The organism is Falsiphaeobacter marinintestinus (assembly GCF_007923355.1).
GTDB classification, from domain to species: domain Bacteria; phylum Pseudomonadota; class Alphaproteobacteria; order Rhodobacterales; family Rhodobacteraceae; genus Phaeobacter_A; species Phaeobacter_A marinintestinus.
In genome coordinates this window covers 531,189-550,752 of record NZ_VOGO01000003.1, presented here as the reverse complement: position 1 = coordinate 550,752, position 19,564 = coordinate 531,189, and the positions used below count along the sequence as shown (strand labels likewise).

General features: G+C 55.5%; 19 protein-coding genes and 1 pseudogene. 16 read left to right on the top strand and 4 right to left on the bottom strand.

What is annotated here, in order from left to right:
• The 3 genes and pseudogenes from FOY56_RS09865 to FOY56_RS09850 all read right to left on the bottom strand — a co-directional run.
• A pseudogene (locus tag FOY56_RS09865) lies at positions 1–130 on the bottom strand (IS3 family transposase); the annotation flags it as partial.
• A 185-nt stretch (positions 131–315) separates the two neighbouring features.
• The gene (locus tag FOY56_RS09855) at positions 316–1,944 is read right to left on the bottom strand and encodes a recombinase family protein (RefSeq protein ID WP_146345658.1); all 1,629 of its coding nucleotides are present in this window, start codon (positions 1,942–1,944) and stop codon (positions 316–318) included.
• 12 nt (positions 1,945–1,956) lie between these two features.
• Positions 1,957–3,114: a type IV secretory system conjugative DNA transfer family protein gene (locus tag FOY56_RS09850; RefSeq protein WP_146345657.1), complete on the bottom strand. Its 1,158-nt coding sequence runs from the start codon at positions 3,112–3,114 to the stop codon at positions 1,957–1,959.
• Between the two features lie 248 nt (positions 3,115–3,362).
• Between FOY56_RS09850 and FOY56_RS23945 the strand changes: the two genes are divergently transcribed.
• The 16 genes from FOY56_RS23945 (at position 3,363) to FOY56_RS09770 (ending at position 16,137) form a co-directional block, all read left to right on the top strand.
• Positions 3,363–3,842, top strand: a complete 480-nt coding sequence (locus FOY56_RS23945) for a DUF3768 domain-containing protein (RefSeq protein ID WP_246139446.1) — start codon at positions 3,363–3,365, stop codon at positions 3,840–3,842.
• A 569-nt stretch (positions 3,843–4,411) separates the two neighbouring features.
• Positions 4,412–5,626 (top strand): tyrosine-type recombinase/integrase, encoded by a 1,215-nt coding sequence (locus FOY56_RS09840; protein ID WP_186766296.1) that lies wholly within the window; start codon positions 4,412–4,414, stop codon positions 5,624–5,626.
• Complete coding sequence (locus FOY56_RS09835; RefSeq protein ID WP_146345655.1) at positions 5,623–5,982, top strand: hypothetical protein; 360 nt, start codon at positions 5,623–5,625, stop codon at positions 5,980–5,982. Before FOY56_RS09840 ends, FOY56_RS09835 begins: the two co-directional genes overlap by 4 nt.
• Positions 5,983–6,214: 232 nt before the next feature.
• The gene (locus tag FOY56_RS09830) at positions 6,215–6,481 is read left to right on the top strand and encodes a helix-turn-helix transcriptional regulator (RefSeq protein WP_146345654.1); all 267 of its coding nucleotides are present in this window, start codon (positions 6,215–6,217) and stop codon (positions 6,479–6,481) included.
• 10 nt (positions 6,482–6,491) lie between these two features.
• Positions 6,492–7,349 carry a hypothetical protein gene (locus tag FOY56_RS09825; RefSeq protein WP_146345653.1) on the top strand — a complete coding sequence of 286 codons (858 nt, stop codon included), beginning with the start codon at positions 6,492–6,494 and terminating at the stop codon, positions 7,347–7,349.
• A 421-nt stretch (positions 7,350–7,770) separates the two neighbouring features.
• Positions 7,771–9,309, top strand: a complete 1,539-nt coding sequence (locus tag FOY56_RS09820) for a terminase TerL endonuclease subunit (protein ID WP_146345652.1) — start codon at positions 7,771–7,773, stop codon at positions 9,307–9,309.
• Positions 9,309–9,665, top strand: a complete 357-nt coding sequence (locus tag FOY56_RS09815) for an HNH endonuclease (protein WP_146345651.1) — start codon at positions 9,309–9,311, stop codon at positions 9,663–9,665. Before FOY56_RS09820 ends, FOY56_RS09815 begins: the two co-directional genes overlap by 1 nt.
• 71 nt (positions 9,666–9,736) lie before the next feature.
• Complete coding sequence (locus FOY56_RS09810; protein WP_146345650.1) at positions 9,737–10,978, top strand: phage major capsid protein; 1,242 nt, start codon at positions 9,737–9,739, stop codon at positions 10,976–10,978.
• 2 nt (positions 10,979–10,980) lie between these two features.
• Positions 10,981–11,565 (top strand): HK97 family phage prohead protease, encoded by a 585-nt coding sequence (locus FOY56_RS09805; protein WP_146345649.1) that lies wholly within the window; start codon positions 10,981–10,983, stop codon positions 11,563–11,565.
• Positions 11,562–12,125: a hypothetical protein gene (locus FOY56_RS09800; protein WP_146345648.1), complete on the top strand. Its 564-nt coding sequence runs from the start codon at positions 11,562–11,564 to the stop codon at positions 12,123–12,125. The genes FOY56_RS09805 and FOY56_RS09800 overlap by 4 nt, the downstream gene beginning before the upstream one ends.
• The gene (locus tag FOY56_RS09795) at positions 12,122–13,183 is read left to right on the top strand and encodes a phage portal protein (protein ID WP_146345647.1); all 1,062 of its coding nucleotides are present in this window, start codon (positions 12,122–12,124) and stop codon (positions 13,181–13,183) included. The genes FOY56_RS09800 and FOY56_RS09795 overlap by 4 nt, the downstream gene beginning before the upstream one ends.
• The gene (locus FOY56_RS09790) at positions 13,180–13,569 is read left to right on the top strand and encodes a hypothetical protein (protein WP_146345646.1); all 390 of its coding nucleotides are present in this window, start codon (positions 13,180–13,182) and stop codon (positions 13,567–13,569) included. The genes FOY56_RS09795 and FOY56_RS09790 overlap by 4 nt, the downstream gene beginning before the upstream one ends.
• A 6-nt stretch (positions 13,570–13,575) precedes the next feature.
• Positions 13,576–13,818, top strand: coding sequence for a hypothetical protein (locus FOY56_RS09785; protein WP_146345645.1), 243 nt, complete (start codon positions 13,576–13,578; stop codon positions 13,816–13,818).
• A 76-nt stretch (positions 13,819–13,894) separates the two neighbouring features.
• Complete coding sequence (locus FOY56_RS09780; RefSeq protein WP_146345644.1) at positions 13,895–14,395, top strand: hypothetical protein; 501 nt, start codon at positions 13,895–13,897, stop codon at positions 14,393–14,395.
• A gap of 366 nt (positions 14,396–14,761) precedes the next feature.
• The gene (locus FOY56_RS09775; protein WP_146345643.1) at positions 14,762–15,871 is read left to right on the top strand and encodes a tyrosine-type recombinase/integrase; all 1,110 of its coding nucleotides are present in this window, start codon (positions 14,762–14,764) and stop codon (positions 15,869–15,871) included.
• A 68-nt stretch (positions 15,872–15,939) separates the two neighbouring features.
• Positions 15,940–16,137 carry a helix-turn-helix transcriptional regulator gene (locus tag FOY56_RS09770; RefSeq protein ID WP_146345642.1) on the top strand — a complete coding sequence of 66 codons (198 nt, stop codon included), beginning with the start codon at positions 15,940–15,942 and terminating at the stop codon, positions 16,135–16,137.
• A gap of 166 nt (positions 16,138–16,303) precedes the next feature.
• On the opposite strand, the gene FOY56_RS09765 is transcribed toward FOY56_RS09770, so the two are convergent.
• Positions 16,304–19,498 (bottom strand): metallophosphoesterase, encoded by a 3,195-nt coding sequence (locus tag FOY56_RS09765; protein ID WP_146345641.1) that lies wholly within the window; start codon positions 19,496–19,498, stop codon positions 16,304–16,306.
• Positions 19,499–19,564 lie beyond the last annotated feature (66 nt).

Below are 19,564 nucleotides of genomic sequence, written 5' to 3'. Positions count from 1 at the left end.
GGTAATAGGTTTGTTCCGTCACTCCGATCTGTCTGATCGCATCAATCCGGGGCATCCCTTGCCCCATCAGAACTTCACCCTGCCGCAACTTCACGACAATCTCTTCGGGCTTGGGTCTTTTAATGGCCATCTCTGATCCTCAGCTTTCCTAATCATAGGGGCGGACCACTTCAAAGGGGGAGGCTCAGACGTTTTGGATTCTATCCTTGGCAATGTCGGCACGGTTATTGCGTTCCGTACCAGTCCGATGGATGCACCCAGTCTCTCCCGACACTTCGATGGGGTCGATCCGCGCGATCTCGTCGCAATGCCGAACTACAGGATGATGGTTAGGCTGATGGTCGATGGCGAACGGACGAAGGCGTTTACGGCCTGGGGAGCGTGAGAAGGAAGGTGCTGCCCCGGATTACACATCGCGATCAATTCATATGATACTGTTTCAGCGCCCCGACGGTTCGAATCCCACTCCCTCCGCTGAATGAGAATGTCGCGCAATTTCCGCAGGTCTTCGAAGGGTTTCATGGGGCGAAGCAAGGGTTTCTTGTCGATGATTTGCGGGTTCGAACACAGAATTTTCAGGATACGTGCACGCTCGGTGCTGCTGCCCTGTTTGAACAAGGATCTGGCTCTGCTGCTGAACTTTATCAGTATTTCAAGGGGTTCGAATATTTGCGTTGAAGCGGCTGCTGACCTGGCTCTTTCACGTGCGGCATCGAGCTCAACCTGCAATTCCAACTGCTTGGTCTCGAACGCGGCATCGGAAATGCGGTCATCCAGACGTAGATCCATGAGATTGACCAACTTGCGTTCGATCCGCCCGATTGTGGCCTCGCAGTGTTGCAAGCGCTCGGCCTGCCGCTCGGCTTCGTTGTCTGGTATCTCACGGAGTGCTGCAACGATCTCCCGGGCGCATTTCTTCGGGATATAGATGGCCTTCAGAAACGCGTCGATCTGGGCGGCAAGATCACGTTCTTCGATGGAGGGCTGGGTGCATCGCGGCGAGGTATGCACTCGGGTGCAGTGATAATAGACGTATGTTCGTCCGCTGGGTTTGCGTTTTCTTTCCGCCGTGATGGCCTTGCCGCAGGCGCCACAGGTGAACATCTTTGCGTAATCAAACGCCTGCTTTGCCGGACGTGTCTCTGGCGTCAGCCCGAGAATCTGCTGGACCCGCTCGAATTCGGCCTTTGAGACAACAGGCTCGTGCGCACCGGGATAGAGTGTGCCGTTCCACCTGACGTAGCCCGCATAGATCGGATTGGTGAACAGACGGTAGAGTTGCGACCGTGACAGGGGTTTTCCACCGGTCGTCTTGTGGACCGGCGTGACATAGCCCCAAGTGTCTCTCGCAATCCGGTGGATCTCGGCAACTGAGTACTGACCGGTCAGAAGCAGGTCGAACAAATCCCGGGCGACCCGGAAGTGCTTGCTGTCGGGCAAGGCTTTCTGGGTCTCGCGGCAATTGCGATAGCCAAGCGCCGCCCGGTTCGGCATCCAGCCGTTCCTGATCTTGGCGCGCTGACCACGTTTGACGTTTTCGGACAGGCTGTCGACGTAGTACTTCGAGTAGCCGAAGATGATGTTCAGCATGAACTTGCCTTGGCTGCTGTTCTCGAAACTGTAGGTGCTGAACTTCAGATCGCGAATGCGACGCTGGTCGAGCAGATAGATAATCCGACCGCCATCCATCGAGTTGCGGGCAAGGCGATCGGGGTGCCAGGCGATGATACCTTGCGCTTCGCCTTTCTCGATCCGTTCAAGCATGGCGTTGAACTGCGGACGTCCCGGCGCTTTTGCGCTGAAGGCCTCGATGAAGGTATCGACTATTTCGATATCCGCGTTTTGGCCGACAAGTCGCTCAACTTCGGCCTGCTGGCTTTCCAGCGAGAGGATCTGCCGGTCCTCCGCTTCCTGGGATTTCCGGCAGTAGATGGAATATTTCATAACATGAGGGGGTTAAAGCCTGTGGTCTGGTGGCGGGGACGTCTCTGCCGAGAAGGCCCGGGTCTGCGTGCCGTCCACCATCAAGCGCACGAGGGTCTGGTAATTTGGTAGCGTGATCAGCTGATCTGGCGTGATCTCACCCAGCTGCTGGGCCATGAGCCCTGCGTCGAGCGCTCCGGTGCGAAAGGCAATCAGGCTGCCAACATTGCCCATGATACCAGCAAAGAGCGCCTCTGAACTCTGTCGGCAGTGCTGCTGAGCCAGCGTCAACGAAAGCCCGTACTTGCGGGTTTCCGACAAAGTCTCGGCCAAAGCATCGGTGGTAAAGTTGTGGAACTCATCCACGTAGAGCATGAAGGGCCTTCGCGGGCTGCCAAGATCCCGTGTGAAGGCCGCATGTGTCAGCGATGAGACCACAAGCCCGCCAAGCAGGTTGGCGATGTCCGACCCGAGCCGCCCCTTGGCGAGGTTGACGATCAGGATGCCGCCGTCGTCCATTAGGGACCGGAACCGGAGCGGTTCGATGGGTTCACAGAGCGCCTGTCGCACCACCGGGTGGCTCAGGAAAGTGCCCAGTTTATTGGCGATCGGGACAACGCCGTCCGCGGCTGTCTTGTAGTTCATGCCCGGATATTCCTCGGTCCAGAACTGCAGGAGCTGCGGATCAATGATGTGCGCGATGACCGTCTTGCGGAACTCCCGGTTCAGAAACAGGTGCATGATATCGCGCAGATCGGTGGCGGGTTGATCCAGCAATGCCAATATTGCGTGGCGCAACAAATGCTCCATGCGCACGCCCCAGGCATCAGCCCATTGATGTCGCAAAGTGGTGATTAGACCAGAGGTTACCAGCGGGCGCAGCGCCGACGTCGTGCGCGTCAGCGGGTTGTACCCGAGGAGGCAATCCGGGTCGAATGGCCGCCACACCAGCGCCCGCTTGCCAAGCCGTCGGGCGAGATCTTCGGCCAGATCACCATGCGGATCGATCAGGCAGAACCCGGCACCCAGGGCCGCATCTTGCAACGCCATGTTCAGCAACAGCGTGGACTTGCCGGTTCCGGTCTGTCCGATGATGTAGAGATGTTGCATCCGGTCGGCGAGGCGAATGCCGAAGGACCGGCTGCCGTAGCGGCTCCAGGCCAACCCCAGAGTTGTGACAGCCGTATGCATCGCATCAGTATCCGTTCTGCCGGCAAATTCGGATAGGGCCGTGGGCGTGCAAATCGGGACCGGGAGGGGCAGTAGCCGAGTAGAAACAAGCGCCTATACTGAAGCCAGAAACGTTCTTTTCCGCCGTCACCATTCTCGTCCTTCGGCGGGTGCGCCCGAAATCGGTTCGGGCGGCCACCCAGCGAAGGAAGAGAGACAATGCACGACATATCACCTGACAAGAGCGGGCTGGTTGGCGCCTACCCGGTGTGCTGCACCTGCAAGGCATCGGCCGTCTTGCGCGACGCCTGGGCCATCTGGAACAAGATGACCGGCAAATGGGACCTCCAGGCGATCTTCGACAATTGCCATTGCGAAGCCTGCGGGGCGACACGACGCTCGCCTGGGAGATCGACAAACCCTTCCGCACAAAACGCATCCGCCGCCTCAACGACGCCTTCCGGCACGGCGAGGTGATGCATGGAACCGTGGTCATCACCGAAGGCATTCAATCCCTTGGAGACGATTGTATCGCAGCCATTCTGGCAAAGATTGCGGAGTTCGACGATTTCTCTGAGGCCAACGATCCGCACGGCGAACACGACTTCGGAGCGTTCAGCCACGCTGGCGCGAAGATCTTCTGGAAGATCGACTACTTCGACCGGGACCTCAAATACCATTCACCCGACGCCGCCAATCCAGACGTCACACAACGCGTGCTGTCAGTCATGCTTGCGAGCGAATACTGAGCAAGAGCGAGTAGTCACCGGGACTAATCCACATAGTGTATTTCCGCCTCCGTACGGGGGCGGTTTTTTGGGGGACCAACAAGCTGGGAGACGTCGAGCGTCTGTCTCGCTCACAGCCGAGTCTACCGTAATTCTTTGCTATATGCGAATCCGGGGCGGGCGGCCCAAATAGCATTCACCGCAAATCCTCGCCGAACCGCGGGTAGTAGAACCACCTAAGAATTGTGCGGACCAACAGTGCTAGCATGAACATCAGAGCACATAGCTGGCTGCCCAAAAACTTGGCCAGCCAAGAGACTAAAAAGAGACTGAAAAAGCCAAAGGGCTTAGCAAATTATTGCTAAGCCCTTGAATTCTTTGGCTCCGGCGGTAGGGATCGAACCTACGACCAATTGATTAACAGTCTTCTGTGTGTATGTATTGATGAAACCTGAAAGACACTGAATTATATTTAAAAACAACAGCTAGGCCTTGTTTTTGTATCCCTGTGTTGCTTACATGTATTGAAGGATTTGGACTAATACTGCTTACATAGTGCTTACACAATGTACCTGCGGAGGGGCCGCCACATGACCAAGACAACGTTGACAGCCACGTCAATCGAAGCCTTCCCGAAACCTGAAAAGGGTAAGCAGGTGATCCATTGGGACGCCAAACAACCCGGCTTTGGTGTGAGGGTTACGGCTGGTGCCAAGACCTTCATTGCTCAGAACCGGGTAGGGGGCAAAACCCGACGGGTGTCTCTCGCGCCTGTCGGCACCTTGTCTGTTGCAGAGGCGAGGAAACAGGCTCAGAAGCAAATCGGCAAGATGGCCACGGGGCAAGACCCGAACGCGGCTAAGGCGCTAGCCAAGGCGAAGGGCATGACGTTTGGTGATGCCGTGGGCTTGTACCTGAAAGACCGGAAGCACAAGGCCAGCACTACCAAGCACATTGAAAACTGCGTGGGCTGGTATCTCGAGGATTGGCAAACGCGCCAAATCAAGGACGTCACCCCGGCTGCGGTGGTGTCCCGTTTTGACCGGATCACGAAGGAAAACGGCGAGAGCGTGGCCAATGTGGTGTTCAGGTATGTGCGGGCGATTTACAATCACGCCATTGCCGCGACCAAGACGAATGAAGGCGTGGCCACCCTGCCAGCCAACCCGGTGGCGCGTCTGTCCGATCTGAAACGCTGGCACAAACCGAAGGCGCGCACGGATCACATCACAGACTTCCCGGCATTCTTTGCAGCCGTTGAAACCGCAGCTGCCACAAACTCGAACCGCTATCCGAACGCAGGGGCAGACTTCGCGGATTTTGTGGAACTGCTGGTGCGCACCGGCTTGCGCAAGGCCGAAGCGTCAAACCTGACATGGGGTGACGTGGACATGACCGCCAACACCCTGACCATATCGGCGGAGCGGGCCAAGAACGGCAAAGCCCTGATCCTGCCCATGGCCAGCCAAACGGTCGCAATCATGGAGAGGCTCAGAGAGCGCCAAACAGCGGGGAAATTCATTTGGGGGACTGATCCCCTTGGCGACCCTCGCAAGACGCTGGACAGGGCGCGCAAGGCGTATGGTGAACCTTTCAGCTTCCATGATCTACGCCGCACCTTCGCAATTCAGGCGGAACAGATTGCGCCCCTGTCCATGCTTAAACGGATGCTCAATCACGCGACTGGCTCAGACGTCACCCTAGGCCACTACCTTACAAGCGATGATCCCGAGGACTTGCGCCCCTATGCTCAATTGGTGTCCGATAAGATCGACCAACTGACCAAAGAAGGGCCGACTCAATGAACCGCAGACAACAGACGCTCAAGGACGCTGCCGCAACGCTGAAAGATTGGCAAAAGGATATGATCCGACTTGTGCGCAATTATCCGGGGGCGCGTACTGCGATCCACGCCAACACGATGGGATGGAAGGGTGAAGGTCCTTTCAACATGAAGTTTGGTGGAATGTGCCGAGACGTGTTTATGCCTGTTTTGGACGAGACGCCGCCCCCTATGGCGTTTCCACTTGGCGATGAAGGCGACGACGGCGAGAGCAGGCGCTTCTTCAGTGGATTGTTGGTCAATGTGGTCCGAACACCAGATGGACTTTTGACTTGGGCATTGACGCCTGACGCTGCCGTTGCATTCGCGGACTTATAGCGTTCATTACCCTTCATTGATCATAATTACGCCGTGCAAATATATGACTTTGCACGGCTTTCTTGTTGCCTCATGAAGGTGGTTGACAATCGCTGATCATCTACGCCACCCTTAGCGCCGAACCTGAGGCACGGAGGCTTTTGACGGTTCAGAGTGTCCACCCCGGTGGGCGTATCTGTGATCGTCCGTGCTGGTCAATTCCACTCGGACAAACCGAGGAAGGAATAGACCCATGGGTCTAAAACTGAACAAACCGACCACGCCCAAGAGCGTTGCAGAACTAGTGAGCGCAAAGCCGATCACCGTTAACCCGTTGCTAACTGAAACGCAGGCGGCAACCATGCTGGGCCTGTCCAACGCGTATCTGGTCCGTGATCGATGGTACGCCAAGAAGGAAGGCATCGCGCCCAAAATCCCGTTCATCAAACTGCCGAGCGGTGGCGTGCGGTATCACATTGATGACTTGAAAGCCTTCATTGAAGCTAACCGGGTAGGCTGAGGGCGATCAGATGGCAAAACAGAAGTGGCAAAAGCCAACCGGTGACCGTGATACGGCCTTTGAAGACCTTCGAAGACAGCCGGATGAACTCAGGCTTGTGGTGGGGGCCTTAGCGCCCCTGCAAAGCCATGACGCTTGCGTGTCGATGCTCTACCACGTGCTGAGAAACTGGAACTATCGAAGCCCCCGGCTTGACAGACACATAGGCGGCGAATGGCTGTTCAGAACCCATGACCAGCTTGTGTTCTATGGCGTGGCAACGTCCTACCGAACGTCGAAGCGAATTCTGAACCTGCTGGATGATGCGGACTTGATCGAACGCCGCAAGGCGCATTTGGGCGACCGTCAACACGTGCTGCACTTGGCCCCATCCACGCCCCTGTTGAGATTGCTGCAACAACTCAACAAGGACATGTTCAGAAGGTTGGATGCTCACGAGAAGCCTCGCGTTTTGCGCTACCTGTGCGACCGATCTGTGAAATGTGGCCCCAAACCACTGGAGGCAAAGACACTGCCATTTGTCGGCAAGTTAATGCGATCCGACAAGGCGTATGGATCAAGTCAGCGGGTGCAAGACTTGGACGACGCCATGGATTGGGCAATGCACCGATACAAGGAAAAGCCCGACCCGTTTGTGTCACCCCCGGTAAAGGCCAAATCTGGCCCTTATGCCCAATCGGTAGGGGCCAATTCTGGCACTTACCAACCCGATGAAGGTCCAAATTTGGCCCCTACTATTAAGGTGAAAGGGGACAAAGTGAAAGGGGACAAAGTGGAAGGGGACAGCGGCCACGTCTCAATCTTCGACAAGATCAAGGCTGATATGGAGAAACCTAAAACTGATTTATCAGCACTGTTTGAGGAATGACCCTTAGATAACAGGAAGTGAATTGAATAACGCGCGCGCGCGACGACAACGCCACCCGAACGGTCTTGACTTAATGTGGTTACATTTGTAACTATCACCGCAAGCATGGCGCGGCGTTTGGATTACTACGGGCTATGCCCCTTTGCCCTGTCTCAATTAGGGACTGCCGTACACTCTCGACGGGACAGGGCAACACCTAAACGGTTCGTTCTGACACCCCCATGGTGTCGCTGGTTTAGCTGTCCAGCAGAACGGGACGCAGAAGCAAACGGCACCCCGCAAGATTGAAGCGTGCAAATAATTGCACTGTCAGATGACGCCACCCCCATAGGCCCAAGGGAACCCTGCCGAGGAGAACCCATTTGGCTGAGACTTTCGGAGTGGAGCGGGGCTTTTCAGTTTTGCCTTTGGAGAGTTCCACATGGCCTTGCGCCTTGCCAGACCGAGACAGACCATTCCCCACAGCCCCGAGGCGTTGGCGGTGAAAGAGTGGGCGCGTGACACGTTTGTGGTTCCTGCCGGTATCTCTGCGGGCCAGCCCCTGACCATTCATCCGTTCCAACTGGATTTTCTGACCGCGTATCTGGAACAGGCCGAAGGATCACCCCGCTATCGGTCCCTGATCTTTTCCCTGCCACGCAAGACGGGCAAGTCCACGTTCATGGGGCTGTTGCTGTTGGCGCGGTCCCTGAAGGACAGCCCGATCTATCGGCCCATGTTCAAGGCGGTGAGCGTGGCCCCCACGGCGCGGTTCGCCAAGTTTGTACCACAGGCCGCCATTGACCTGATGACAGCCGTTGACCGGGAAGACGAAATTGCATTCCGCCATGCCCCAAACCCCGGCAAACTCGAAATCGGCAAAGCCTCCTGCCAACTGTTGAGCGGTGACAGCAAGTCCGGTCACGGCGATGACGTTGACCTTGCCATTCTGGACGAAGCCGGATTGTTCCCCCGTCGCCAAGACGAAATCTTTGACGCGACATTCAACGCACTGGCGGCACGGGACGGTTCACAAATTCTGACCGGCACCCGGCTGGACGGTCCCAAGTTTGCCGAACTGATCGAAGCCCCGGACCCAAGAACCTACGTCCAGCTTCACGCAGCCGACAAAGACGCGGACCCCGGCAACCCCAAACAATGGGAAAAGGCGACACCGGGCGGGTTCAAAATCAAGTCCAAGGCGTTCATCCGTGATGCCTTTGACAAGGCCGTGGCACAGGGCACGCTTGAAGACTTCAAGACCTCGCATTTGAACCTTCCCGGCAACCCGGCGCGCGAACTGTTGGTGTCCTATGATACTCTGCGCAACTGCTATGACCCCAAGGCCGAACCGGAACCCGGCGAAGCCTGTTTCTTGGGGCTGGACCTTGGAGGTTCTCAATCCATGACCGCCGCTTGCGCCGTTTATGAAAGCGGTCTTGTGCGGGCAATCGGGGCCTTTCCCGGCGAAGGTATGACCCTGCATGAACGCGGCGAACGCGACCGTGTAGGCAACGTCTACACCCAATGCGAGGCCGAAGGGTCTTTGTTCACCACACCGGGCCGGATCACCGATCTGGACGCATTCTTGCCCGAAGTGGTCAGGATGATCGGGCCGCACCCGGTGGTGAACGTGTCGTGCGACCGATACCGGCGCGATGAACTGTTGAACGCTCTGGGCCGCGCCAAGCTGGACTGGCAACCCGTATTCCGTGGCCAAGGCCCCCGCGATGGTGACGCCGATGTGAGAGCCACCCGCAAGCTTTTCCTGTCTGGCACTCTGAGAATGCAACGCAGCCGGTTGATTGAAGCCGGGATTGCCGAAGCTGACGTGCGTGTCCATGCCACAGGCGCGGTGCAGCTGGTCAAGTCCAGCCTTCTGAGCCGTATCGACGTGGCTCAGGCAATCGTGCTTGCCGCGTCTGCCCTGTACCGAGAACGCGATGCCGTCACCCCCGAATATGAAGTGCAGGTGATATAATGGGCGTTGGGCGGACAATCCTTGATCACGCGGCATGGTATCGCGACACCCGCGAAGCCGTGGCCCTGTCTGCCGGGTTCCTGTGCCAATCGTGCAAGCGATACATCGGGATGCATGGCGAGGCCGATCACATCATTCCCCGCGCCCAATGCGAGGCCCACGGGCTGAGTGAGTATGACCGCAGCAACCTGCAATGGCTCTGCAAGTCCTGCCATTCCAAGAAATCGAACGCCGAACGCTGGGAAGGCAAGCGCCGCAAAGGCCCCAAGCCGATCAAGCGCAGCAACGTACCAGGCCGCAAGTTGTTCCTGGCGATGGCTGGAATTCCCCCGGACGGTAAGGGGCAACCGCCATGAAATGAGCCGACCTGACCTCCGTGCAAACAATTGCACGCCCCCGAATTCTGGAAATTGAAGGATAAAGAAAGATGCTGAAAAGCGATGAAATCAAACTGGCTCAGAGCAAACGCCGTGAACGACTTGCCGAAATTCAGAAGGCCGATGAAATCAGCGACGAAGGCCGCACCGAACTGCGCAGCCTCACGGACGCTTACCAGAACGCCGAGATTGACCTTCGCGCGTCTCTGGTGCTCGAAAGCGCCGAACGCGACAAGATCAAGGAACCTGACAACGCGGACAAGGATTTTGCCGCCGAATGCCGCGCCTTCGATCTGGCCACGCTGGTGGAAAGCCTTGAAGGGCAGCGCGTCATTGAAGGCCGCGAAGCCGAAGTTATTGCAGAACTCGAAACCCGCAACGGCAAGGCCAACCGGGGCACCTATCTGCCGTGGGAAGCACTGGAAAGCCGTGCGGATGCAACCGTGACTGCCCCGGACACAAGCGCGGGCAAGCTGGCCAGCCGTCCGACCATGAACGCTCTGGAACGGGTGTTCGAGCAATCGGCGGCGCAGTCCTTTGGCGTGCAAACGCTGCAAGTGGCAGGCAAGCCCCGGTTCCCCGAAATGACACAAGGCGCGTCTGCATCGTGGGTGGGTGAAGGTTCCGGCGCTGATGCCGCAGCGATCACCACGACCGTGGCCGAACCGGCACTGCGCACCCTGACAGCGCGGTATCTGCTGACCCGCCAAGCAATTCGGGAAAACTCCGCACTGGAACCGATGCTGCGGCGTGACCTTTCCGAGGTGATCCGGGAAGCACTGGACCTTGCCGTGTTCCGAGGCACCGGGGCCGATGAACAGCCGACCGGGCTTGAAAACCTCGCCAGCATTCCGACCAAGAGCGCCAGCGCCAAAGAAGCCACCTATGAAAATTGGGTGGACTGGTTGACCGAAGTCATGGTGTCGGCAAAGCTGAACGGCATGGGCAATCTGCACATTGCCGGGGTTCCGTTCATGCTGGCCAGCCTGCTGAAAACCTCGTTTGGCGATGCCCTGACGCAATTCGACATGGTGAAGAAACTGACGTCTAAACTGACGTTTTCGAGCCAAGTCAGTGACACCGCAGGCGACACGGCAACGGCATACATCGGGGCAACTGCCGGTCACGCCTACGTGCCGATGTGGGGAAGCCCTGAACTGATCGTGGACCCCTACAGCGAAAGCAAGACGGGCAAGGTGGCCCTGACCGTGTTCACCTTCCCTGACGTGCTGGTGCAGCGCCAAGCCTCGCATTTTCTCAAGGTGACGGGTGTCGCCAAGACGGAGGCGTAACGATGGAATGCCGCGCCATATGGGCCGCACAATCCCTTGAGGTGCGGCAACGCGGGGGGCGACCCACGATTGTGGGTCGCTTTCCCTACAAGGCCCTTGCCGTGTTGTCCGACCGGGGCAGCGTGCGCAAGGAAACCATTCTGCCGGGGGCTTTTGACTTCACCCTCAAAGACCCTGACCGCGAAGTGAACATGCTGGTGGGCCACAGCTTTGATAAGCCTCTGGCCAGCAAGAAAGCGGGCAATCTGGTGTTCAATGACACCGAAGAATTCCTTGAATTCATCGCCACCATTCCCGAGGGGGCCGAACGCGCCACCCACGTGACCGACGCTCTGGCCATGTTGGGCGCGGGATTGATCAAGGGCGTGTCGCCCGGTTTCCGTGTGCCGCCAAAAGACGTGGTGCCCGATGCTGAAAAACTGGTGCCAGAACCCGGCAACCCCGGCGTGATGATCCGCGAACTGGCGCACTTGCTGCTGTATGAACTCAGTCTGGTGACGCGCCCCGCCTATGAGGCAAGCGAAGCTGAATTGCGCGCCATGGCCCACGCCACCACGAAACCCCGCCACAGGATCGCTCTGCCATGATGATTGATACACTGCACAACGAGGAAACGCGCGGCGCACTGCCGACCAGCCCCGTGGCCAGCGAAGTGGCCCTTGAAGCGGGCGCAACCGAAGCACAGGCCACAGCCATGATTGCAACCGCATGGGCGCAGGCCGAAGCCTTCTGTGACCGTCGGTGCTATCCCGTGACAGCGGCGCAGCGCATTATTCAGGTGAAAGGCATTGGCGTGTATCGCTGGCCTTGGCACCCAGCACCCGACGCATTCACCTTTGAGCGCCGCACCAATGGCGAGTGGGTGGTATTCGACGTTGAACACATCGCGGGCCTGATCGACATTGACACCCCGGTGACTGAAACTTGGCGGATCACTCAAGTGGGCGCAGTCGATCCGGGAACACCCCCGGCCCATGTGATCCAAGCCGTGGCCAATCTCGCCCTGTATCAACTGGTGCAGATGCCGCAGCGGCGGGAATTCAAATCACAGAATGCTGGTGACAGCGGGTTCACCCGTGAAAGCCTCATGGGACTGTTCTGGGCCTCCGGGGCCGGTCCCATGCTGGCAAGTGAGGTGCGCAAGTGATCTGGCCTTTCAAACGCAAACCCGAGATGGAACAGCGCAGCGCGTTTCCGACCGTCACGGCGCAATACATCGACGCCAAGCGCAAGAACCTGCAAATGGACGGTTCCGCCACCCTGAGTGCGACCGTGGGGGCCTGCGTTGGCGCATGGTCACGTGCCTTCACCATGCTGACCCCTGAGCCTCTGGCGAACGTACTGACCCCGGACATTCTGGCGTCCATCGGGCTGGACCTGTGCTTGCGTGGTGAAAGCGTCTGGCACATCCGGGTTCACGCAAATGAACTGGAACTGGTGCCGGTAGCGTATTGGGATGAATTGGGCAATGGGCGGTATCACCTTCACATAGCCAAGCCCAATACCACGGAAACGATTAAGGCTCTGGAACCCGAGGTGTTGAAACTCAAAATCAACCCGGACCCGGCGCAACCGTGGCGCGGTCGATCACCGTTTGCGCTTATGGGCGCGTCACCGGCATTGGTGGCCGAGATTGAACAGGCGGTTTCGTCAGCTCTGCCGATGGCTGGCAAGGGCCTGTTGCCGATGCCCGCGAACATCCCCGAAGAACAGCAAGGCAAGGCCCTGTCAGGGCTGCGCAATGGTTCCTTGGCCGTGGTGACGTCGAAAGCTGATCACGCCACCCACACAGGCGGCGATAGGAAGGAATTGCACCGTGTCGAACTCACACCGGACCTCCGGAAACTTGATATTAATCCCCAAGCCGATGCCCTACATCAGCGCATTGTTTTGGCTGCTGGTGTTCCTCCATCTTTGGTTACCGGCTCAGGAAACGCAGGAGCCATGCGCGAAGCATACCGGCTCTTTGCACTGCAAACCGTTGAACCAATCGCCCGGCAAATCACCCCCGAACTGACCGCCAAGCTGGGCGTGTCCCGTCTGGGCATTGACGACATGATGTCCAGCGATGTGGCAGGCCGTGCCCGTGCGGTGGGTGTGCTGGTCAATTCGGGCGTGCCGTTGGCCACTGCCATGGCTCTGGTGGGCTGGCAGGGCGTGACGTTGCCCACTGCAAAGCCTCAGATTGAGGAACAGGACGCATGACCTACGCCGCGACCCTGAAACGTGCTGCACGCCACAACCCGGCATGGAAACCGGTCAGCGTCTACACCGTTGCCGTGGATGAACAGGGCCGTGGGATCACAGACGCTGCTGGAATCTTTGAATATGATCTAAGTGAAGAAACCTATGGGTTGAGAGACTTCACCCGAGACGACACATTCATAATCGACACCAACTATTCGGGTGATGCTGACTTGACCATAATCAGCGAGGCTCAACCCGATGACCGGGCCGTGATCCTGTATGACGGGATATTCTATCAGGTGACGGAAATCCGGGGCACCGATGCCATGGGCGGCACCATCAAGTATCGTGTGCAAGCGGTGCCCACTGATCAACCTGTGCCGATCCGCAATAACAGCCTGTGAGGCATCATGACCCCCGCCGAGATTTTCCCGACACTGCCCCCGAACCCGACCGACGCAGAACAACGCGATTATGCGGCCAAGCTGGTGCAGATGATCCTAGACGCGGATGTTCCGGCTCTACGCCTTCAAGGTTTCACTGACCCTGATTTGTTTGAACTGCGCAGGCTGGCGCACAGCGTCTCAACCAAGATCACGCCCCTTGATCTAGACAGCCTTCGCCTTTTTGCTGACAAGCTAAAGCCTGTATAGCCAAGACTGGCAATCAACTCGCCTTTATGTTGAAAACGTATTATCCTTAGTGACAGCATTTGATAGGGCATTGTTTATGGACGAAAACTCTCTGGAGCTTCGCATAGCTGAATTGAACGCCAAGGCTACTCGCCTTTCAACGATACTAGGTTTCGTAGGCGGAGGCGTCGCCACCGCAGTCGTTGGCGTCACTACGGGCTGGTTCCAGTTTCAAACGGACGACCGCAAACTTGATCTCGAACTTGCTAGATTAGGGCTGTCTATTCTCGCTGGCGAGTACGAACCCGACAACGCTCAATACACTCCAGCCCGGCGCTTCGCTCTTAGGGCCGTGGAAAAAGGCACTGGCATCACTCTTTCGGAAACTGATTTTGAAGTTTGGGTTTTGCAAGGCAGCACGCCACTGTCAAAAGACCTGATCGCTTTCGGAGACGTTTACAAGGCGCTGACACTCGCAGGAATCCGCGATGAGCAGTTAGACATACGCCGCTGGGACGTGCCGATAGAAATACTTCCGCCAACACACAACACTCAGGATGACCAAGAGGAACAATTCCCAAGTTCTCCGCCTGACTAATCGGTGATCGCTTCTTGCAGGACTACCGCCATTCTAAGTTTGGGCTTGTAAGCGATGCGTGTAAGCACGTTGAATGGCTTTGACAGATATTGCTTACATAGTGCTTACGCACAGGGAGCTGAGCGTTGCCGCTTAAACAAAAAAAGCCCTTTAAGGCACTCACCTTAAAGGGTTTTTTATGGCTCCGGCGGTAGGGATCGAACCTACGACCAATTGATTAACAGTCAGATTCCGGGGGTAAACATTGCTGTACACTGCTTCTCATCTTCTGTATAAAAACAGTAAGTTAGGTAAAAGTCATGCGCATAGGTGAACATAGAATACCGCCCTTATGCATGCGATTTGAGAGACTAAAAAGAGACTAAAATGAAGATGCGGCTCACCGATCTTGGCGTCAAGAAGCTCTCACTGCCGGAGAAGAGCCAGGTCACATACTGGGACGAAACCACACCCGGCTTCGGCGTCAGGTGTTCAAGCAAACGTAAGTCCTATGTCGTCATGTATGGCCGCGACCGGCGCTTGAAGACGCTTGGCCGCCACCCCGAATTGCCACTCTCCGAAGCGCGCAAGAAGGCAAAGCTATTCCAAGCCACCCAGGTGCAGGCAGGTGGTCATGACGCGGTTTTCGAGTATCAGGCAGTTGCTGAGGAATACCTGCGGGACTGCCGCCAACGGCTTCGCGGTTCGACGCTTAAGGGCTACGTGCTCTACCTCACTCACATATCCTTTGAGGGACCGATTTCAGACATCACACAAGGCCAAGTAGTCCGTGCCATCGAACGATACACCAAGAGCCCATCCAGCCAGAACTATGCATTCACCACGTTCAAGGTGTTCTTCAACTGGGCGGTACGCCGCCAGTATCTTGCAGCCAATCCATTGCAAGCGCTGAAACGGCCAAATAAATCCCAACCACGTGAACGCGTTCTGTCCGACGACGAACTCCGGATGCTGCTGAAGCGTACACTCAAACACCGTGGCAGGTTCAACGACATAGTGACGCTGCTGGCGCTCACAGGACAGCGCAAGGGCGAGATCGCTAACCTCTTGTGGTCAGAGATCGACGATGATCTGCTGGTACTGTCTGCCGACCGCACCAAGAACAAGCGGGAGCATGCCGTTCCGCTCGGACCGAAAGCTTTGGCGCTGTTGCGCGACATCGAAGGTGGCAGCCGGTACGTCTTCGGCACACCCGCCGATGACAAGCCATACAATGGCTGGTCACGGTCGCAGCGACGGATTGTGGAGGAAACCGGCCTTGTCCATTTCACGCTGCACGATCTGCGGCGCACATTCTCGACGATCCACGCTAGGATGGGCACACCGATCCATGTGACGGAAAAGCTCCTGAATCACGTGTCCGGCACTATCAGCGGCGTGGCGGCGGTCTATAACCGCCATTCGTACATGGAGGAAATGCGCGAGGCGGTAGCTCAGTACGACGAATACATCGCCAAATTGTTGGAAGGCTGTTAAGGTGGTTCTGCCTGGGCTTTTGTCAACCCTAGGGCATCGCGATGCTCTTCTAACATGGAGAGATCGTGATGAGGATACTTTCAAAACGCCAGCTGAAGGAGTTGGTCTTGTATTCACCGCAACACGTCGCACGCCTCGAGAAGGCAAGCCAATTCCCCAAGCGGGTACAGCTGGGCCCTAACAGGGTGGGATGGGTTGAGGATGAGGTGCTGGACTGGCTGCAATCACGGCTGGATTGTCGTGAAATACCTACCCGACACTCCTGATACAGGAGCAGGGTGACCGGGCGTGCACAGTTCGGTCACCCATCTGCCGGGCACGTCCCGAACGGCCCAAAGCCGACCTTGAGCGTCGGGCCCGAATGCTGCGTTAGCAGCCCGCATTCCAGCCGTTCGTTGCAAGAGCGTGTTCGAGTTTCGGGGGGCAGCTCACCTAATCGTTATCACCAAGTAGCTTCGCCCGAAGAGTTCGCAAGTGTTTCATTCGACGCATGTCTGCTTTCTTTTTATTGCGAATTTCGCCTATTTGGGCCCTGGAAGGCGAGTAAAGCCTAGCATATGTTTCCACGATTCCATTCTCCAGTTCCTGCCCAACCGTCTTTGAAAACGCGCCAAGCCTGTAGACGTCCGCCGCTTTACTTAGCATGACTTCTTGGAAATAGTTATCGCCTTGAACCCGATCAATAAATTTACCCGGCTCCTTCCACCAGTTCATCAGTTTTAAATCAATGTATAGCGAGCTTCGGAGAAAAGCAGTAATATTGGGTTCGCCGCTTTCTTGGATCGTGGGTTGAGTAAGCTGATACTCAAGTTTCTCAGTTGCGATCAAAAGATGTACCAAGCGAGCGATTTCTTTCGGTAGTCCGAGCGCAATCTTCTTAGCGACCTCTTCGTCGGAAAGCTCCCTCGGAAACGAAACCACATAGGTAAGGCCGTTCAAAGTCATTCGGCGATTTTTGACCAAGCTCGGTATTGAAAGAAATGAAGCAACAATAGATGAAGACCAACTCTTAAGTACGCAAGACAAGTGATACCTCTTCTCGGTATCCTCGATCAATTCAGTATTCTTCACAAGCGAGGTATACATAAACAGCGATAGAATATATTTCGCAGGGGCCTCTTTGGCAGAGGGGCGAAACACCTCTTGTCGCCCTTCAGCATCACGAGGTAACTCCGCGTCCAGTACTTCGTCACGCTCTTCCGCGGAAAGCGGTGCGTCCTTCATCTGCTCGGCAAGATCGTCTGCGAACCGTCTGCTGCTTTCAAGGGAGTTGGGGAGTTTCGAGAATTGCTCATCATCAAGAATTTTGTCAAAAACGTCACCGAACACAGAAAGGTGATGCGCCAAATGGCGTTTAGACACCATCTGGAGAAGGCTAAGATCGTTTCTTTCAAGCCCAGCGTAGTATTCGATCTCGTTTAGGTAACTCAGGTAACGATTCTCTTCGAAAATCCACTTCTTAAAATCACCTTGTTCCCGCATTCTAGTGGCAACAAAGAACTCGAGGAATGCTCTAAAGCGGAAAGAAATGGAATTCTCGCCGCGTTTCTCGGAAAATATCTTAGAGTGAATTGTATTGTCTATAATCTCACGGGCGCCGAAATTCAGCCCGAGGCTTTTCAGATAACTTAAGGTGATACCAAATAGCTCATCGTAGTCGAGTACATACTTGTTCGTTCGACACATATGTTCAGCGACAAAACCCAAGTAATGGACTTGGTTTCGGAAGTCGAATTTTTTTCGCTCCACCTCCCCCAAGGATCGTTTCTTTAGAAGCGTTTCAATAAATCTCTCGATAAGCGTCGGCCGGTTTATGGGGGAGAAGCTGCTGTCTCTAGATAGAATATCCATCAGCAGTGAACTGTTCAGTGGCGTCGCCGGAACGTTCATGGCGCGAAGTTCCGCAATGACCCTGTCCAGTAGCTCTTCTTCCGACCCATTTGCCTCGTCAATTTTTCTGACCAGCTTTCGAAGGTCAGGTCGGCGAAATTGATGGAGCCTAGTTCTTTCGAAATGAGCGCCGAGACCTGTGCTGGGAACTAGATTATCGTGGCGACGGACAGTCGTGGTGGTTATGAAAAATCTGTTATTTTTATACTTCGATATAAAGTCCCTTAGTTCCTTCATTCGCCTGCCGTCAGAAAAGACAACGTCATCAACGCAAATTGTGAAACATCCCTCAGAGAGCAATAGTTCGACGTCGCATCCTTCAGGAGTGCCGGGAAGTTTATCTCGCACAGCTTTTTCACCCCTTTTAGTACCTGGTACGAAATCACTGAACTGAAGCAACACTGGTACGACGCGCTTGCTGCTACCGCGCGTAGCTGCCGAATTTGCTATCTCCATACATAATTTATTAAGCATAGCCGTTTTGCCGTGCTCCGGGTATGCTTCGAACAAATAATTCAACTCATCAGCAAGTACGTCTTCGATTGTGCAAGAATGCTCTACAACCTCTCCTGCGATGTCGTCGCTGGAATCACTGTCTTGGACAAGCTTCGATAGCGGCGGAGCTACAAATAGTTCGGGAGTCGGGCGATCCAATATTCCATCAGAAAATTCTTCTAGAATGAACGGCTTTACTTTCCCTTCAACCCATTCATTTATTCGTATCGATTTCCGTATATCTATTATCTCCGAGAAGTGATTGCGGGCGTCTTCGGAGGAGTAGTGGATGCCAAGGTTGTCATTCACATTGGTCGCAGTATCGAACGCGCGTCTTTTGTCGAAATAGGATCTCCAGGTAAGCTCTGTGTGCTTGAGCTCTGGTTCGACTCGGATCATGGCATATCCGAGGTAACGGTCTTGCCGCCAAGTATATAAAGCGCCGGCTTGGTTATGCACTACTCCGAGATCCTCGCCCGCATAAACGATGGGGCGCGGATCGTGTACGTGACCATAAAGAAATAGGTTTCCTTTATCTTGGCTGAGATCCTTGAAATCGTGGTTTGCATGCTCTGCGTGCCACTCGAAGGGATGGTGGAAATTAAAGATAACGTAGCGGTTGTTCGGGATCTTTTTAAGGATTTTGGAGATAGCCGCTTCGGGTACGGCTAATCGTTGCAGGTCACTCCGTTTGTCAATTCCTGCCCAACCCATCCAAGCAGTATTGAGGCTTACTATGGACACCCCTAATTCGTTGAGGTCGTGGAGTGAAACTATCTCGTCAGCGTGTATTTCTCCTTCGGGTTCAAAAAATTCTGCAAAATCGAAAAACTCTTCTGACTTTAGACGCGCAATTTCTGCGGCTCTCCCTGATAAGTAGAATTTATTCAGTTTCTCTCTTTCGGTTGAATTTACTTCGACTTCACTTTGTTCAGCGGTGTGACTCTGTAAGAACTTGCGGCTAAGGTCATGGTTTCCCGGTGTCAAGAATATCCTAGTGTGATCGCAGTTCGTTACTCTGAGTAATTTGTCGATAAAGTCGTCGTATAGTTTCTCGTATATTCGTTCGTCGTCTGCTGAATGTACGAGGTCTCCAGAGAAAACTATTAGGTCGGGGGAACCAACCAATTCTGACTGTAGTGAAACATCCTTCAGCAGGGCGTCGAGGACAACTCCTTGATCGTATGAGCGGCTGGTTTTGTAATGCAGGTCGGAAATGTGTAGGATGTTTACTGGCTTCATTTCAGGCAACCTTTAAATCTATGCAATGGTTTCTTGGGTGCAATTTAACACTCTACTGAATGCTAT

What these genes read in the sequence shown, in the direction of transcription:
- FOY56_RS09855 (WP_146345658.1), bottom strand. Translation starts at nt 1,944, where the DNA reads ATGAAATATTCCATCTACTGCCGGAAATCCCAGGAAGCGGAGGACCGG.
- FOY56_RS09850 (WP_146345657.1), bottom strand. Translation starts at nt 3,114, where the DNA reads ATGCATACGGCTGTCACAACTCTGGGGTTGGCCTGGAGCCGCTACGGC.
- FOY56_RS09840 (WP_186766296.1), top strand. Translation starts at nt 4,412, where the DNA reads ATGACCAAGACAACGTTGACAGCCACGTCAATCGAAGCCTTCCCGAAA.
- FOY56_RS09835 (WP_146345655.1), top strand. Translation starts at nt 5,623, where the DNA reads ATGAACCGCAGACAACAGACGCTCAAGGACGCTGCCGCAACGCTGAAA.
- FOY56_RS09830 (WP_146345654.1), top strand. Translation starts at nt 6,215, where the DNA reads ATGGGTCTAAAACTGAACAAACCGACCACGCCCAAGAGCGTTGCAGAA.
- FOY56_RS09825 (WP_146345653.1), top strand. Translation starts at nt 6,492, where the DNA reads ATGGCAAAACAGAAGTGGCAAAAGCCAACCGGTGACCGTGATACGGCC.
- FOY56_RS09820 (WP_146345652.1), top strand. Translation starts at nt 7,771, where the DNA reads ATGGCCTTGCGCCTTGCCAGACCGAGACAGACCATTCCCCACAGCCCC.
- FOY56_RS09815 (WP_146345651.1), top strand. Translation starts at nt 9,309, where the DNA reads ATGGGCGTTGGGCGGACAATCCTTGATCACGCGGCATGGTATCGCGAC.
- FOY56_RS09810 (WP_146345650.1), top strand. Translation starts at nt 9,737, where the DNA reads ATGCTGAAAAGCGATGAAATCAAACTGGCTCAGAGCAAACGCCGTGAA.
- FOY56_RS09805 (WP_146345649.1), top strand. Translation starts at nt 10,981, where the DNA reads ATGGAATGCCGCGCCATATGGGCCGCACAATCCCTTGAGGTGCGGCAA.
- FOY56_RS09800 (WP_146345648.1), top strand. Translation starts at nt 11,562, where the DNA reads ATGATGATTGATACACTGCACAACGAGGAAACGCGCGGCGCACTGCCG.
- FOY56_RS09790 (WP_146345646.1), top strand. Translation starts at nt 13,180, where the DNA reads ATGACCTACGCCGCGACCCTGAAACGTGCTGCACGCCACAACCCGGCA.
- FOY56_RS09785 (WP_146345645.1), top strand. Translation starts at nt 13,576, where the DNA reads ATGACCCCCGCCGAGATTTTCCCGACACTGCCCCCGAACCCGACCGAC.
- FOY56_RS09780 (WP_146345644.1), top strand. Translation starts at nt 13,895, where the DNA reads ATGGACGAAAACTCTCTGGAGCTTCGCATAGCTGAATTGAACGCCAAG.
- FOY56_RS09775 (WP_146345643.1), top strand. Translation starts at nt 14,762, where the DNA reads ATGAAGATGCGGCTCACCGATCTTGGCGTCAAGAAGCTCTCACTGCCG.
- FOY56_RS09770 (WP_146345642.1), top strand. Translation starts at nt 15,940, where the DNA reads ATGAGGATACTTTCAAAACGCCAGCTGAAGGAGTTGGTCTTGTATTCA.
- FOY56_RS09765 (WP_146345641.1), bottom strand. Translation starts at nt 19,498, where the DNA reads ATGAAGCCAGTAAACATCCTACACATTTCCGACCTGCATTACAAAACC.